The organism is Prevotella sp. tc2-28 (assembly GCF_900107705.1).
Taxonomy (GTDB): Bacteria; Bacteroidota; Bacteroidia; order Bacteroidales; family Bacteroidaceae; genus Prevotella.
In genome coordinates, this window is sequence record NZ_FNRE01000004.1 from 22,978 (window position 1) to 39,216 (window position 16,239).

Annotated in this window: 16 protein-coding genes and 2 pseudogenes; 10 read left to right on the top strand and 8 right to left on the bottom strand. The window is 44.0% G+C overall.

Translation table 11 applies throughout. The annotated features are described in order from the left end of the window. The first annotated feature begins 12 nt into the window (after positions 1 to 12). Complete coding sequence (locus BLU47_RS04530; protein ID WP_091959051.1) at positions 13 to 666, top strand: phosphatase PAP2 family protein; 654 nt, start codon at positions 13 to 15, stop codon at positions 664 to 666. A gap of 19 nt (positions 667 to 685) precedes the next feature. Here BLU47_RS04530 and pyrF read toward each other — a convergent pair whose 3' ends face one another. Genes pyrF through prfA form a run of 3 tightly spaced genes read right to left on the bottom strand, consistent with a single transcriptional unit; the run spans position 686 to position 2,870 of the window. Next, entirely contained in the window at positions 686 to 1,543 is an 858-nt protein-coding gene (gene pyrF / locus BLU47_RS04535; RefSeq protein ID WP_091959054.1) for an orotidine-5'-phosphate decarboxylase, read from the bottom strand. Further along, positions 1,540 to 1,743: a hypothetical protein gene (locus BLU47_RS04540; protein ID WP_091959057.1), complete on the bottom strand. Its 204-nt coding sequence runs from the start codon at positions 1,741 to 1,743 to the stop codon at positions 1,540 to 1,542. Before BLU47_RS04540 ends, pyrF begins: the two co-directional genes overlap by 4 nt. 17 nt (positions 1,744 to 1,760) lie before the next feature. Further along, complete coding sequence (prfA, locus tag BLU47_RS04545) at positions 1,761 to 2,870, bottom strand: peptide chain release factor 1 (protein ID WP_091959060.1); 1,110 nt, start codon at positions 2,868 to 2,870, stop codon at positions 1,761 to 1,763. A 415-nt stretch (positions 2,871 to 3,285) separates the two neighbouring features. On the opposite strand from prfA, the gene BLU47_RS04550 reads away from it, so the two are divergent. From BLU47_RS04550 to BLU47_RS15110, 9 genes and pseudogenes are all read left to right on the top strand, one after another. Then, positions 3,286 to 4,569 carry a Fic family protein gene (locus tag BLU47_RS04550; protein WP_091959063.1) on the top strand — a complete coding sequence of 428 codons (1,284 nt, stop codon included), beginning with the start codon at positions 3,286 to 3,288 and terminating at the stop codon, positions 4,567 to 4,569. 446 nt (positions 4,570 to 5,015) lie between these two features. Then, positions 5,016 to 5,216 (top strand): HAD domain-containing protein, encoded by a 201-nt coding sequence (locus tag BLU47_RS04555; RefSeq protein WP_091959065.1) that lies wholly within the window; start codon positions 5,016 to 5,018, stop codon positions 5,214 to 5,216. A gap of 4 nt (positions 5,217 to 5,220) precedes the next feature. Then, positions 5,221 to 6,177 carry a hypothetical protein gene (locus BLU47_RS04560; RefSeq protein ID WP_091959068.1) on the top strand — a complete coding sequence of 319 codons (957 nt, stop codon included), beginning with the start codon at positions 5,221 to 5,223 and terminating at the stop codon, positions 6,175 to 6,177. Between the two features lie 4 nt (positions 6,178 to 6,181). After that, positions 6,182 to 7,114 carry a PGN_0703 family putative restriction endonuclease gene (locus BLU47_RS04565; protein ID WP_091959070.1) on the top strand — a complete coding sequence of 311 codons (933 nt, stop codon included), beginning with the start codon at positions 6,182 to 6,184 and terminating at the stop codon, positions 7,112 to 7,114. A gap of 264 nt (positions 7,115 to 7,378) precedes the next feature. Further along, positions 7,379 to 7,522, top strand: a pseudogene (locus BLU47_RS15105) (IS982 family transposase); the annotation flags it as partial. 622 nt (positions 7,523 to 8,144) lie between these two features. After that, a complete protein-coding gene (locus tag BLU47_RS14495; protein WP_143025464.1) occupies positions 8,145 to 8,420 on the top strand; it encodes a hypothetical protein in 276 nt (91 codons plus the stop codon). Between the two features lie 85 nt (positions 8,421 to 8,505). Continuing rightward, a complete protein-coding gene (locus tag BLU47_RS04575; RefSeq protein WP_143025465.1) occupies positions 8,506 to 10,191 on the top strand; it encodes a hypothetical protein in 1,686 nt (561 codons plus the stop codon). A gap of 12 nt (positions 10,192 to 10,203) precedes the next feature. Then, complete coding sequence (locus BLU47_RS04580) at positions 10,204 to 11,043, top strand: hypothetical protein (RefSeq protein WP_091959076.1); 840 nt, start codon at positions 10,204 to 10,206, stop codon at positions 11,041 to 11,043. A gap of 116 nt (positions 11,044 to 11,159) precedes the next feature. Beyond that, positions 11,160 to 11,360: pseudogene (locus tag BLU47_RS15110) on the top strand (IS982 family transposase); the annotation flags it as partial. 391 nt (positions 11,361 to 11,751) lie between these two features. Here BLU47_RS15110 and BLU47_RS04590 read toward each other — a convergent pair. From BLU47_RS04590 to ubiE, 5 genes are all read right to left on the bottom strand, one after another. Further along, positions 11,752 to 12,915, bottom strand: a complete 1,164-nt coding sequence (locus BLU47_RS04590) for an AIR synthase-related protein (protein ID WP_091959079.1) — start codon at positions 12,913 to 12,915, stop codon at positions 11,752 to 11,754. Positions 12,916 to 12,925: 10 nt separating this feature from the next. Continuing rightward, a complete protein-coding gene (locus BLU47_RS04595) occupies positions 12,926 to 13,507 on the bottom strand; it encodes a LemA family protein (protein ID WP_176780473.1) in 582 nt (193 codons plus the stop codon). An 86-nt stretch (positions 13,508 to 13,593) separates the two neighbouring features. Next, entirely contained in the window at positions 13,594 to 14,745 is a 1,152-nt protein-coding gene (locus tag BLU47_RS04600; RefSeq protein ID WP_091959085.1) for a TPM domain-containing protein, read from the bottom strand. Then, entirely contained in the window at positions 14,735 to 15,481 is a 747-nt protein-coding gene (locus tag BLU47_RS04605) for a shikimate dehydrogenase family protein (RefSeq protein ID WP_091959088.1), read from the bottom strand. Before BLU47_RS04605 ends, BLU47_RS04600 begins: the two co-directional genes overlap by 11 nt. 21 nt (positions 15,482 to 15,502) lie before the next feature. Then, positions 15,503 to 16,237 carry a bifunctional demethylmenaquinone methyltransferase/2-methoxy-6-polyprenyl-1,4-benzoquinol methylase UbiE gene (gene ubiE, locus BLU47_RS04610; RefSeq protein ID WP_091959091.1) on the bottom strand — a complete coding sequence of 245 codons (735 nt, stop codon included), beginning with the start codon at positions 16,235 to 16,237 and terminating at the stop codon, positions 15,503 to 15,505. Positions 16,238 to 16,239: the final 2 nt, after the last annotated feature.

Genomic DNA, 16,239 nt, shown 5'->3' on the forward strand with positions numbered 1-16,239 from the left:
GCGCATGAAACTATGGAAGAACTGATTCAATTTGACAAACATCTGCTGTTGATGCTGAATGGCAGCGAGTCGCTGTTTATTGACTATCTTGTGATGACGCTGACAAATGCCAAGACGTGGATACCGCTCTATATCTCCCTGTTCTATGTGGTGATGAAGAGCAATAATACTGTGCGCGACATTTTGTTGGTTGTCGGGGCTGCAGGCCTGTGCGTATTGTTTGCAGGTGCTGTCGACGACATGATTGTAAAACCAATGGTAGCCCGTTGGCGCCCCACTCATGACCCAGAGATTGGAATGCTTATTGATACCGTCGACGGCTATCGTGGTGGTAACTATGGCTTCTTCTCCGCTCATGCTGCCAACACGTTTTCCATCGCCATGTTCTTCTCGCTGCTGATGCGTCGGCGCGCATTTGTCATCGCTATGATAGCCTATTCGCTCATCAACTGCTGGACGCGACTTTACCTGGGTGTTCATTATCCCGGAGACATCACTGTTGGTCTGCTGTGGGGTGCATTGGTGGGTTATTCCATCTATCGCTTGCACCGCCACTTTGCCACACCGGTAGACTATCAATCCAAGCTTTGTGACATTCCTATCGCCGTTCTTCTACTGACGATTATCTATGCCCTTTGTCGGGCATACTGGATAGCCTTCCTATAAGAAGAAAAAAGCGGGATTGTTAAAGTCCCGCTTTTATTAGTTCTATGTCCATTTGTTGTTGTAACTCTTGGGCTTTCTGAGCTGCTACTTTGGCAAAGTCTTCACCATTGGAGGCGTAGATAATGCCTCGTGAGGAATTGACAAGCAGTCCGCAATCCTTATTCATGCCGTATTTGCAGACTTCTTCAAGACTACCGCCCTGTGCTCCGACGCCGGGAACCAGTAGGAAGTGGTTGGGTACAATCTTGCGGATATCCTCGAACATCTGTCCCTGAGTAGCTCCTACAACATACATCATGTTCTCATCGTTGCCCCACTGCTGACTTTGTTTCAATACCTTCTCGAAAAGGCGCTCACCATCCTTGTCTTCCGTCAGTTGGAAATCGTGAGAACCTTTGTTCGACGTGAGTGCCAACAGGATAACCCACTTGTCGTCGTAGCCCAAGAAGGGGGTAACGCTGTCTTCACCCATATAAGGAGCAACGGTCAGTGCGTCGACGTCGTACTGCTCAAAGAATGTCTTGGCGTACATCTTCGACGTGTTGCCGATATCACCACGCTTAGCATCTGCAATGATGAAGTGGTTGGGGTATTCTTCTTTCAGATAGTAAATGGTAGCTTCGAAGGCAAGGATGCCGTCCATGCCGTAAGCCTCGTAGAAAGCCAAGTTGGGCTTGTAGGCTACGCAGTAGGGGGCTGTGGCATCGATGATGAGGGCATTAAACTCGCAGAGGGCGCGGAAGACGTAGTCCTCGCCATCCTTGGCCTTCGCTTCGTTGATGATGCACTGGGGTATCTTGTTGAGGTCGGTATCGAGACCGACACAGAGAAACGAGCGTTTCTCGCGAATCTGTTCTATTAATTCTGTTCTTGTCATGAAATGCTTTTCTTTATTAATGTTAGGATAAATCTTGATAGGAAGAAGACGATTAACCATACCAGCCAATAAAGCCAAAAGCCATGCTCCCGGAACTCTCCGGCAATTGCTACGGCAATGAATATTGCCAGAAAGTCAGACCATTGCTTCTTGATGCTAGACCATGTCCATTCTTTTTTAATTTCTTTCCAAAATCCCATATTTCAATTTTTTTGTATTATAATTCCGTTTCTTTCATACGTTCTGCGTTCTCAGCCACGGTCAGGGCGTCAATCATAGGCTGGATGTCGCCTCCGAGGAAGCCCTGCAGGTCGTGAGTGGTATAGCCGATACGATGGTCGGTTACGCGTCCCTGCGGGAAGTTGTAGGTGCGGATCTTGGCTGAACGGTCGCCCGTAGAGACGAGACTCTTACGACGCGAGGCAATATCGTCCATATATTTCTGGTGCTCCTTATCGTAGATAAAGGTATAGAGGCGAGAGAGGGCACGCTCCTTGTTCTTGGGTTGGTCGCGCGTCTCCGTACATTCGATGAGAATCTCTTCGGTCTCACCCGTATTGGGGTTCTTCCACATATAGCGCAGACGCACACCCGATTCCACCTTGTTCACATTCTGTCCACCGGCACCCGAACTGCGGAAGGTATCCCACTTGATTTCTCCCTCGTTTACATGTACCTCAAACTTATCAGCCTCTGGCAGTACGGCAACGGTAGCGGCAGAGGTGTGCATACGTCCCTGTGTCTCTGTAGCGGGAACGCGCTGTACGCGATGCACGCCCGATTCATATTTCAGCGTGCCATAGACATCGGCACCCGAGACGGCAAAGTCTATCTCTTTGTAGCCACCCACAGCACCCTCACTGACGCTGGTGATGGAGAGTTGCCAACCCTTCGAATCGCAGTAGCTCTTGTACATCTTGAACAAATCACCGGCAAAGAGGGCAGCCTCGTCACCACCCGTTCCTGCACGGATTTCCATCTGTACGTTCTTGGCATCCTCAGGATCCTTAGGGATAAGGGCAATCTTGATTTCCTCTTCCAGCTTGGGTTGCAAAGCCTCGTTTTCTGCCAATTCTTCGCGCGCCATTTCCTTCATTTCGGGATCCGTTTCGTTGGCGAGAATGTCCTTGGCCTCGCGGATGCTGTTCAGACAGGCGATGTATCGCTTGCGGGCATCCATGATGTCGCCCAAGTCCTTATACTCCTTGGTCAGTTTCACAAATCGGTTCTGGTCGCCAATCACATCAGGGTCGGTAATCAGCGTTGACACCTCCTCGAAGCGAGCTTCCAGTCCGTCCAGTTTCTGCAAAATACTATTATTCTCCATATCGGATGCAAAGGTACGATTAAGTGAGCAGAAAACCAAAAGAATTTTGAGTTTTCTCGAACGAGAGTACCTTCGCCACGAAGTGGCAATCCCCTCATTTGTTACTATTAATGGTAGCAATTGTAAGTATTAATCTCCGCAATTGTAAGTATTAATAGTTGCAAATGTAAGTATTAGGAGTTGTAATTGCAAATCCATTCAGACGAATGACAGTATCCAGGAACCTATTATACTTAAAACGAGTTTACGGATCGTCGCCAACGAGATTTCGTCTCACCCTTGACGAGATTGAGAAGTTAGGCTATAACCTCTTAAACTAAAAAATTCTTGCTAATTTTGCAAAAACTTGCAAGAATTGGCAAGGATTTGAAATAATATTAGTATCTTTGTGGCAGAATTTTTTAAATAGGGTTTTATGATAGAACTGCCACCAAAAATTGACAGGAAAACGCTTGTAAATGTCTTGCTAAAAGGTATTGACCCTAATATCATGCCAGTTGTAGATAAAATCAATGCCGACTATGAATATTGGGACAAAGCGAAATACAAGAAACTGCCAGAAGGTTTCACCCCACAGATGTTATGGGCGAATGTCAAAGCATCACGTCTGAGGAGTATGATTTCTGTCTGGAATAAATATGATATCAATCTGTGTGTCACCAGCCAGATGCAACGCTTATGTCATGAGTTCGATATGAAGTTCGGCAGTTTTTGGGAAGTGGAGGGCGATACTCAATCTGCAGAAAAGAAATACTATCTGTCGAGTTCTTTGATGGAAGAGGCCATCTACTCCAGTAAGATGGAAGGTGCCTCTACTACGAGAATCGTAGCTAAGGACATGCTGAGAAAGAAAAAGTCTCCACAGAACAAGTCTCAACAGATGATAGTCAACAACTATAATACCATCCAGTATATTGTTGAACATAAGGACGAGCCATTGACAGAAGAATTGCTGCTTACGATTCATCGGCTGATGACGGAAAAGACATTGGATATTCTGGAGGATGCAGGTCGTTTCAGAACTAACGATAAGGTTGTTGTGGCTGATATGGTAGAGGGTGATATCATTTATACCCCGCCTTCATTTCAAGAGATCCCAGAGTTTGTTGAGTCTCTTTGCGATTTCTTCAACAACGACAATCCACGCACTTTCATCCATCCTATTATACGGGGCATCATTGTGCATTTTATGTTGGCATTCATGCATCCGTTTGTTGATGGAAATGGGCGTACAGCACGTGCTTTGTTCTATTGGTATATGCTTAAAGAAGGCTACAAACTGACGGAGTATATGTCTATTTCGAGAGTTATTGCAAAATCCAAGTCAAATTATGAGAAAGCCTTCCGTTATGTAGAGAATGACGGAAATGATATGGGTTATTTTGTTGCTTACAATCTGGGAGCATTGGAAAAATCCTTCCAGCAATTACGTGATTATATCCAGCGGAAGCAACGGGAGAAGAGGGCAGCCAGTTCCTTTATGATGGCAGGAAATATCAATCAGCGCCAGGCGCTGGTTCTTCAGCGGCTTAAGGAAGAACCCGACACCATCTTTACAGTAAAAGATGTGCAAGAACAGTTCTCCGTTTCCTCTATGACAGCAAGAAAAGACCTGTCAGACTTGGTTCAGCAAGGCTATATGACAGAAATTGCGCTAAACAAGGTTACTCGTGGTTACATTAAAGTGCAGGAGGGGTAAATCATTATACAAACGTTTAGGCGACAATAAGACGAACCGTTGCAACCCCATACATCTTTATGAGATTCTTGCGTCCTTTCTGTAGCAAGCGAGCAGAGCTCGAGCGACGGTTCGTCGTCAACGAGATTACGGCTCACTCTCGACGAGATTACGGCTCGTCAGCAACGAGATTACGTCTCGTATTTCTTGACAAAATCGGGAGAATACCACCAGTTCGGAGTGCCTCCTGTCGAAGCTGAAACTAAATCACTCAAAATAATGATTTAACCTCGTCACTTTGTCTGGTAGGGCAAGTAAGACAAGAGATTCTGGCTTCTATCGAATGATTGAACGCATGGTGTTATAATTGGTTAAAAGAGCCCCCTAGTAGTTAATATATTAAAAATCCTGTATAGATTTCGTCCAAAACTTACGATTATATATTGTGTAATCAACTTAGTATATATATGGAAGAAGTAAAATTGTCTGTGCAGCAGAAACACTACAAGGAGTGGCTTACAAATCATGGAAAACAGGTAAGTCATTATGTCATCATTGATGATGAAAGCGGAATGCTGCCTGAGCAGCAACAACACTTTGTGCAGACTAATCCGCAGTTTGGGATAACGAAGAGAGACGTAGAAAGAACTATAACTATTTTACAATAAATATATGAAGGAGAGAGATTCGTTTAGAGGTACGTCAATAGACGATACTTTTGCTGATTCGTTTAAAAAGAGCAGATTTTATAAAGACATCTATTTTAAGCATAAGGAGGAGGTCTTAATAGGAGTGCGTGACGGCTTTATAAACATGTATTATAATTTGGATAACATAGCAAAGATTGAGGTTAGTAATCCCAATATCTGCAAAATAGACCGATATTATACAGATGGAGAGAAATGCCGTTTGAAAGAAGATGAGATAGTACGCTATTTTGACAAGATAAAGGGAAAAAGCTGTGCAAGGAATAAACAGGAAAAACAAGCTCAGCAAAGACTTTTCATAGACAACAACAATAATTCTTCCTCTAAATGGTTTTGCGTAGACGTGGAATATACGAAATCGTTTAAAGGTAGAGAACATGCTGAAGATTGGCGGTTCGATATTATTGCAATTAGCAAGATAAAACCATTCCGAGTTGCACTTATAGAATTAAAATATGGTAGTCATGCTATTGGTGGTAATAGCGGTATCACAGAACATATTAAAGACTATTATAAATTCCATAAGGATAACTCGTTTGAAATTCTCAAACCAGAATTGATAAGTATACTAAATGCTCTGGTTAAACTTGGAGTTGAGGTTCCCGAATCTTTACATAACGTAGAAATAGGCGATTTCGCAAAGATTCCAGAATACTACTTTGTCACTTTGAACAATAACAAGGAAGCGGGTCGAGACACATTACCGATGGAGACTATGGCGGAATACCTGTTTACAAAACCAAATGGTGATTGGAAAGCATCCAAAAACTCGAAAAAAGCAGCTGAAAAAGGATATTATACTATTGTCGGAGATGACAAGTCATTCAAGCCCGTGTTTCTCTTTTCAGAAGCAACATTGCCAAAACTGGGAATATCTGATATCCTTGATGAATCAAACTACGTTAAAAAAATAATTGAATAGACAAATGAAGAATACAACCTATAAGAAGAAGCAAGGAGAAAGACAGGTTCAGTTAATAGAACAGGGGGCAGAAATCTTCTCTGGTGCAATGAATAGAGGCCTTGCGTCCTGGAAAGAAATTGATGGTCGTATAAAGCAAGCAGAGAGCCGAGTGGTATTGAGAGGCGAAGATAGGGAGAAAAACTTGTATGGACCTATTCGTGAAGATGTTATTCAATATGTAAACAAATCGCATATTAGTTGGTGGCACATGGCAGGTGAGAGTAATAAAGAAGTTACCGCGCATACCCTGTCCTCACAAGTGTGCTGCTTTAATCATTTATTTATGATAAGAAACGATGAAGAGGCCATTAAAGCTATCCTTAGAAATGCTGCGGGTATCACCTTCGACGAGATTCTTCCTTCATTTATTGAAGACAATACCTTAATATCGTTTGAGTTCGTGTTTGATAACAAGCGGCTATTAAATGAAAGACATGAAACACGTGGCGAGAAGTGCACTTCTGTCGATGCCCTTGTTTATGCACAAAAAGATTCTGAAAAATGGCTAGTTCCTATTGAATGGAAATACACAGAGGCCTACGAAAAAAAAGACGCTCCGAGCTATCACCGATATGAAAATCTGGTCTCAGTAGATTCACGTCTTCCTTTATGGCTGTCCCTCTACCATCAGGATCCATATTATGAGTTAGCCCGACAGACACTTCTCATGGAAAAAATTATCGAGAAACATCCCGATATTGCAAAAAAATTCTGTCATATCGTTATCGTCCCTAAAGAAAATACGGAGATGAAAGTTGATGCAGAAAAGTTTGGCTTTTCCCTGAAGCAAGAATTCATCAACGGCTATAAGATAATAGATCCTTCAGATTTTCTACTGCCTGTAAAGGACTTGTATCCTGAGCTTATTGAGTATCTTGAATCCCGTTATTGGTAACTTCCGCATTTGTTCCCATTAGGGATTGCAAAGGTACCCAACCATCTGCCCTAAGCCGTCTGAAAACGAATGCAAAGTTCTCCAAATGACTCCAGAGACCTGTCACATCATGCTGCAAGCTCTTTGACAAGTTTTTGATAGGAAAGTTTGGAAGTACAGACGTCAGTTCGGGATAAGAAAGTTGCATAAAAAGTTGGTAATCTGAGATATTTTTTGTACCTTTATATCTGAATTCCAATCACTTATGTCAAGGACAAAGGAAATCTCGTACACTCCAGACATAGGTCTGTCAACAATTTCCTGATGAACCTTATCGCTGCACTTGGAGCATATTGTTTCTTCGATAACAAACCTGAGGCTATTCAGGGGTATTGTATTGAGGACACGAATCAACTCTCATTGTTCTAATCTTATCCCGAACTGGCGCATAAATGAAAAAGCCCTGGGAATCCATAAAGGTTTTCTGCCTTTTTCTTTTCAGTTTCAAAAACTTTTCTTATCTTTGCCCCGTCTTTACTCCTGAAGCCAAAAGCCACAAGCCGAAGCGGGATGGGGTGGGGACCTAATTTATAGGAAAGCGTTATCTTACGCTTTGTCTTTTGACTCCAAGGAATCTGGCAGTTCCAAACAACTAGTCAAAAACAAAGCAACGGGTGATGCTCATTGGATGTGTAATACCCTACAAGGTATCTGCATATTGCGTGGGCTTCGGCGTTGCTCGTCACTGACTAGTTGGGCGATGCCAGAGCCTCTTGGAGTGGGACGAGTAACAGATTGACTCCCACGCTTTTTTGTATATTAGCCAAAACATCTATTAATGACAATATCTTAAGGGAGTTCAGGATATAGTAAGTTTAAGGTATGAAACAAAAGAAGTTATAAAAGTGTGAACCGATTTTCATTCTTACATTCACGGGGATTACAGAACCTTCCGACTAAGGATGTTTAGAAGGATCATATTCTTTAATATAGAAAATGGAAGAAGCCGAAAATCCTAGATAAAGTAGGCAATAATTAATAAACAATTATTATGAATACAGAAGAATTTAGATTAAAGGCTCAATGTACTTATGTTTGGGTAAAGGCAGAGTTGTGTGGTGTGGTAATTCCTAGATCAAAAACAAGTGAGAACTCTTATATGTCAAACAGACTTAATTATGAAGGATATGTAGAGATTCCATACGATAATGAAACTTTTAGTAAATTTACTGAAACGCAGAAAGTTGCTATTTGTCAAGCAACTATGGTTAAGTTTGGTTTATGTTATAGCATTATTGAAATTGATTGCGATTCTTTTTATAGATAATCTAGTCTTGCTCAATTTATTATTGTGAACCATATATTGAATAAGTGATATTTATACTTTAATTCTAACGATAAAAGATATTAGTATGAAAAGGTCTTTAAAAAACGTTGTTTTGTTATTTTGTGCTCTATGTGTTGGGAGTCATGACTTGTTTGCAGAAAATGATAGTGACGATTTGAATAAATTGGAAGGTCATAGATATGTTGATTTAGGTTTGCCATCAGGAACCCTTTGGGCAGATTGTAATGTTGGTGCAAAAGATGTATATGATGCAGGCTTTTTTATATCTTGGGGTGAGACCAAACCCAAAGATACCCGTAATTATTTGCCTACTTCATACAAATACTATAAAGAAACTACAATTACTCATCAAGTTAAACAAACTGTATTTAAGTTGTTAAAATACAATAATGATACAAGATATGGTGTTGTTGATAATAAGAAGGAACTTGACGATGTCGATGATGCTGCTACATTAAACTGGGGTAAAGCATGGTGTACTCCGACGAAAGAACAAATGCGTGAACTCAGAGACCAATGCCGTTGGCAAAGTTTATTTCTTAATGGAAAAAACTATCTTAAAATAATAGGTAAAAATGGAAATTATATTTTGCTTCCTGTTTGGGGATATTATGTTGAAAATATGGTTTCCGCTGGTTCCCAAAATCCACATTATTCATTTCTTGATACAAGAGAAATCATTGCATATTACTGGGCTCGCCAGGCAGGTATAGGCCCTATGAGCTTTGTTATGAAAGTTGGAACACATTTTGGTATCACTTCATTAAATAGGCATTATGGGGCAAATGTTAGGGCGGTTGTTTCAAGTAATGGACAGAATGCAATTCAAAATAATCAAGTAGGTGAAAAGGGTTATCGTTCCAATACAATAATACCGCGTGACATATATGTATCAGTCAATGGGCAATCTGTTCCATTATATACTCTTTCTGCAATACAAATTGATTCCATAGCAGATTCGCCAGATCTTGACATTTTTAAATATGAGCGTAGGGAAATAGCCCAAGAGCCATCTCAGACTACTCCTGAGAGAACAACTCAATCACACAAAGTCCCAACAAATAGTGGATCACAAAACAAGAAGGCTATACAGATTTCGGAAGAAGTCCCATGGAGAGATTGGAGTATCGGAAAAGAAGACGTCTATTATTTGTATTTTCAATATGGGAAGGTTGGCAATGTTTATTACTTGATGCGTGAAGGGAATAACAATAACTCCAATGTGTGTGGATCTGTTCGTTTTGTTAATGCTGCAAAAGGGGCGATAAGTTTACATGCTAATCCTCAGAAATTGACTTCAAATGTCTACATTGATCATGAGTTAATTCGCCCAGTATGGCGTGGAACATGGAAAGATAATCATGGGAAAATATGGAGCTTCAAAGATGATAATATAACAATTGAATACGTTCAACATGTTGATTTCAAGGCTACACCCCCCGATTATGTTTTGAGACAGCACGGAGTAGAACATATCATAGGCGACATAAAATATTATTCAGGTGGCCCTTGGGTCGCTGCCGGAAACTTATTCTTCTTATATGCTCCAGATTATATTCAGAAGATTAGATGTACTTCACACAAAAAACCTGATGGGTGGATAAAGGACAAATTATATTCAAAAAGTATAGGTACTGATAACCATCACTGCGTATGCGAGATTATGAGCGCCACAAATAATAAGATTGTTTTAAAATCCATGTGGCCTTCAGACGCGAATTATGAGATAATTCTCACACGTATTAAATAACTAAATAGTAAAATGAAAAAAGTCTTTATTATTGCAGTAGCTGCGATAGCAGTATCCTGCGGAAACAAGCAATCTTCTCAGCAGTCTCAAGTACCTGAAGATTCTGTATCTAATGCTTCCTTTATTGCTGTAGTGCCTGCTATTGAAGGTGCGACACAAGAAGCGATTGTAAATTCTATAGCAGAAGCTAACACAGCTAGATTCACTATTGCAAAAGACAATGAAGAATTCTCTGTCAGTTTGGAACCAGGCAATAAGGCCACAGCACTTTTGCATTCTTCAGAGATCAGAAACCAATTGTTCCAAGGAAAATGGGAAATAAAAGATAATCAATATGTTGTGAGCCTCAGTATGGGAGACACAGACGGTTCGGACATAATTGTTACAATTCCCAATACGATGGAATCAGCAAAAGTCAAAGCTGTCGCAACAGGAAAAGATGATGATTACAAATTAGATAATCTCTTTTACTTTAAAATAGAGAAAGAGACCTCATCAAAAGATAATGATGCTTTGGCAATTGAAAAAATAAATGAGTTCTATAAGAATTATGTCTTTGCAGAAAGAGGTGCGGGCGAAGACGTTATTAAAAAGTATTGCACAAAGAAACTTGCCAAAAAACTTGCGGATGATTATGAGTATGAAGGTGGTGGATATGCCATTTGGGACTTCCGTAGTGGGTATCAGGATGGAGAAAGTGATATTCAAACCGTTGAGAAGATAGAAACTCTGGGTGATGGTAAATACAAGGTGTTCTATAATGATTGGGGTACCAAAGGATACTGCATCATTTCTGTTGTTAGCGAAGGCGATAACATCCTTTTTGATGAAATTGAGAATTCGATAAAATAGTGATTCGGCAAGGATACTATCAAGTGTGTCATTATCACAGTTCACAGTATCACAGTTTTCTAATAGAAGAGGGTGGGGATTCAAGTTTCCACTCTCTTTGCTCACAGGGGGACAGGCTCAGAAAAAGGTACATCATTGAGTGCATTAACCATTTGCTCAAGGACAAAGGAAATCTCGTACACTCCAGACATAGGTCTGTCAACAATTTCCTGATGAACCTTATCGCTGCACTTGGAGCATATTGTTTCTTCGATAACAAACCTGAGGCTATTCAGGGGTATTGTATTGAGGACACGAATCAACTCTCATTGTTCTAATCTTATCCCGAACTGGCGCTATTGTTGTCTCGATACGTTCGCTATGGTGAAAATCTGGGAGAAACTTAAAGACACAGCGAAAGAAATGCCATAGATAAGAGGTGAGAGACTCTTGACTTGAGCTTCTCCGGAAGTAATTATAATTACTCCGAATAGAAATTTTATTTCTCCGAAAGTAATTTTCGTTACTTTCGGAGTATTGCTTCTGAATGACATTTTTTTTACACGTATAAATGCTTGTTAGCTCAGGGGGTAATTTGAGTTAACTCAAAAAATCAAATGAGTTAACTCAAACAATCAATCGAGTTAACTCACCTGAAAACGGCCCGTTTTGGGCTTATGAAAATATTTACGTGTTTGGGCGTCCTTCTGCTTAGAGGTTCAGAATCTCCTAATAGTCGAAAGTGCCAAACTCACTCATAATAGTCAGGCTCTTCTTGCCTTCCTCGATATGGCCAACCACCTGGGCGTCAATATTGAATGAACGGGAGATGCTGATGACCTGTTCTGCAACCTCAGGACGGACGTAAATCTCCATGCGATGCCCCATGTTGAACACCTGGTACATCTCCTTCCAGTCGGTGCCTGAGCACTCATGAATGGCGCGGAAGAGTGGGGGAACAGGGAACATGTTGTCCTTCACCACGCGGCAGTTATCGCTGACGAAGTGTAGCACCTTGGTCTGAGCCCCACCTGTACAATGCACCATACCGTGAATCTCGGAGCGCAGCTCGTCGAGCAGCTTCTTAATCACCGGTGCATAGGTTCTTGTGGGCGATAATACCAACTGTCCTGCATTGACGGGTGAACCCTCAACAGCATCGGTCAGCTTATATTTGCCGCTGTAAACCAAGTCGTCGGGTACGGCATGATCGTAGCTCTCGGGATAGTTCTCGGCCAGATACTTGGCAAAGACATCATGACGGGCTGAGGTCAGACCGTTAGAGCCCATGCCTCCGTTGTAGCGTTTCTCGTAGGTAGCCTGTCCGGTGGATGACAAACCTACAATCACATCACCAGGACGAATATTCGCATTATCGATGACATCAGCACGTTTCATGCGACAGGTGACGGTAGAGTCGACGATGATGGTACGCACCAAGTCGCCTACATCAGCTGTTTCGCCCCCTGTGGGATAAATGCCGATGCCCATCTCACGGAGCTCAGCCAACAGTTCGTCGGTACCGTTGATGATGGCCGAGATAACCTCACCGGGAACGAGCATCTTATTGCGCCCGATGGTACTCGAAACAAGGATGTTATCGACAGCACCCACACAAAGCAGGTCATCGGTATTCATGACGATTGCATCCTGAGCAATGCCCTTCCATACGGAGAGGTCACCCGTCTCCTTCCAGTACATGTAGGCGAGGCTGGACTTGGTGCCTGCACCGTCCGCATGCATGATGTTGCAATACTCGGGATTGCCTCCGAGAATGTCGGGGATGATTTTGCAGAAAGCCTGTGGGAAGATACCCTTGTCGATGTTCTTGATGGCGTTATGTACGTCCTCTTTAGCTGCACTCACGCCACGCTGCATATATCGGTTGTTCATTTCCTGAAGTTTAGAATTTTACTTGAGGGGCTTTCTCTGCACCGGCTTCAGCCTCGAACTTGGTCATCTGCTGGAATCCGAACATGCCGGCGAGGATGTTCTTGGGGAATGATCGGATAACGACATTATACTGCTGAACGGTCTCGTTATACTTGTTGCGAGCCTCGTTGATGCGGTTTTCGGTACCTTCCAACTGTACCTGCAGGTCGCGGAAGTTTTCGTTGGCCTTGAGGTCGGGATAGTTCTCTTGGATAGCAATCAGACGGCCGAGAGCACTGCCCAACTCACCCTGTGCTTGCTGGAACTCTTTTAACTTCTCGGGTGTCATGTTCGACGGGTCGAGGTTGATGGATGTAGCCTTCGAACGGGCAGCAACGACATCCTCCAGTGTCTGCTTTTCGTGAGCGGCATAGCCCTTGACGGTTTCCACCAGATTGGGGATGAGGTCGGCACGGCGCTGGTAGGTAGACTGTACGTTAGCCAGTGCGGTGGTAGTGGTCTCCTGCACCTGTACCATTGAGTTGTAAGCACTTGCTGCCCATCCTCCAATGATGACGACGGCTGCGATAACTGCGATAAGGGTTTTGTTCAATTTCATAATCGTTATATTTTTATTATTATGGGTCTTATGGGACTTATGGGACTTATGGGTCTTATGGGACTTATGGGTCTTATGGGTTACCAGCGGGAAGTAGCACCTCCTCCGCCAAAGGAGCCTCCGCCGAATGAGCCTCCGCCTCCACCGCTGAAACCGCCTCCACCGCCTCCGAAGCCTCCGCCGAAGCCGCCTCCGAAGCCTCCTCCGGAACGACTTCCCGTGCTGACGTAGAAGGGGTTTGATAAAAGCGATACGGCACCCAGTGTGGCCAGCCATTCGTATTTGCGGTTCAGAGCCAGATAGAAAATGCACCAGACGATGATGAAGAGGAATGTCAGACCGATGGCTTCTGCCATCTCGCTGTCAGACTCTTCGTCGCTTATGAGTTTCGACATTTGGGGCAATTCCTTCTTTTGTAGTGTGGCATAGACGGCCTCCGTCAGGTAAATCATGGCTGAGTCAGGCATGTTGGCGCGCATGGCCGGTACAGCATATTGCTGTTCCAGCCGGTGACATTCTGCATCTGTCAAGTCGGCTTCCAACTTCTTGCCTGGCGAAATGTTGAGGCTGTGGTCTTCGTAGCCGCAAACGATGACGAGTCCCATATCCTGAAAGCCCACGCCATAGTGGTTGCCGATGTCTTGTGCCATACGGAAGGGATCATCGTTCGATATGTGGTTCACCACCACGACTACCGACTGTATCTTCAACTCGTTCTCGAGCTTTTTTAGCGTGATGTTCATGCGGTCGACGGTCGGCTGCTGCAGTACATGGTCTGGATTAGATACGTATTGCGTAGAGTCCTGCAGATAAGGAATGGGAATGTTGTCGGCATTCCAGTAAGTGACCTCGGCGGCATTGTCGTTAAGTACGGAACTGGTTGTCGCAGACGATGCGTATTCCTCGTTGTAGGGTACTGCCGTTCCACAACAAATCATAGCAGACAAGATGCCGATATAGAACAGCCAACCTAGCCACTTGCGACGTGTGGCCCATTCCGGGTGTGTCAGCTTGTATGAACGCGACAATTGGCGGCGCTTGTCCAGGTATTCGTGCAACAGCGTATCGTAACGCTGGGAATACTGATAGCGCAAGCCGTTAGACGACTCCATCCATGTGAGTAGGCTCTTCTCTTGTCGGAAGGAGTCCTCCAAGGCGCGAATCGCCTCATTGTACTGAAGCGTCAACGTGTTGATATGGTCTCTATAGGTTCCCATCTGATTATTTCTCATGCCAGAACTCCCACGAGGCAAAGGCTTGCAGAAGCAACATTTCCAGTCCGTTCTTCACCTGTGCGCCATATTGGGCACCTCGCTTCATGAACAGCGTCTCGTCGGGATTGTATATCAGGTCGTAGAGGATGGTATGCGAGTCCATTGCCTCGTAGGGCAGTAAGGGACACTCCTCCGTCTTGGGGTACATACCCAAGGGTGTGCAGTTGATAATGACGTTGTATTCCTCTACATCCTCAGGCGTTATTCGCTCATACTGAATGGTTCCCGGACGCTCGTAACGGCTCACGAATACCGTTTCCAGTCCGAGGTTACGAAGTCCGTAGTCAATGGCTTTCGATGCGCCGCCGGTACCAAGGATAAGTGCTTTTTTGTGCCATTTCTTGTCAAGCATGGGAGCAATGCTCTTGGTAAATCCGATGACATCGCTGTTGTAGCCCTTCAGTTTGATATTGTTGCCGTCGTGAATGACGCGAATCACGTTGACGGCTCCGATGGCGCGCGCCTCGGGCGATATCGTGTCGAGATACTGCATCACCTTTTCTTTATAAGGGATGGTGACGTTCAGTCCACGCAGGTTAGGGTTTGAACCGAGCACCTCTTCCAGGGAATCAATGGTGGGAATCTCAAAGTTCTCATACACTGCGTCAATGTCTTCGTCCTCGAACTTCTGGTTGAAGTAGCTTACTGAGAACGAATGCCCGAGCGGGTAGCCTATCAATCCGTACTTATCCATAATGCTTGTCTAATTAGTTGATTATTTGGTTGCAAAATACATGGTGCAGATACCAAAGGTGAGTCGTTTGAAAGAGGCTTCCGAGAAACCGGCTTTCTGTAGTATCTCAACCATCCGCTCGCCTTGCGGAAAAGCCTCGATGGTCTTGGTCAGGTAGGAGTAGGCGCTTTGGTCTTTCGAGATAAGTCGTCCATAGACAGGTAGCACCGTATGAGCGTAGATCTGGAACAGTTGGCGCATGGGGAATGAGACAGGGGTGGTCAGTTCGACGATGCTCAGATGACCGCCAGGCTTCAGTACGCGACACATCTCGCTCAATCCCTTGTCCAGGTCGGCAAAGTTGCGGATGCCGAAAGCTGCTGTGACAGCGTCGAACGAGGCGTCAGGGTAGGAGAGTCGGGTGCAGTCCTCTTTTTCGAAAGAGATGATGTGCTGCATGCCTTTTTCCTGAACCTTGTGGCGTCCTATCTGCATCATACCTTCTGATATGTCGGCACCGATGAGACGTTGGGGCTTCAGCATCTCAGCTGCCAGGATGGCAAAGTCGCCAGTTCCGGTGGCGATGTCGAGTATTGCCTGCGGGTGGAATGGGGCCAACTGTCGGATGGCCTTGCGTCGCCATCCTCTGTCAATGTTCCATGAGAGACGATGGTTCAGCGTGTCGTAGGCGGGAGCGATGTTGTCGAACATCTGCTCCACCTGCGCAGCCTTGTCGCCCTCATGATAGGGCTTTATCGTCTCTTGTCGGTAGGACATGT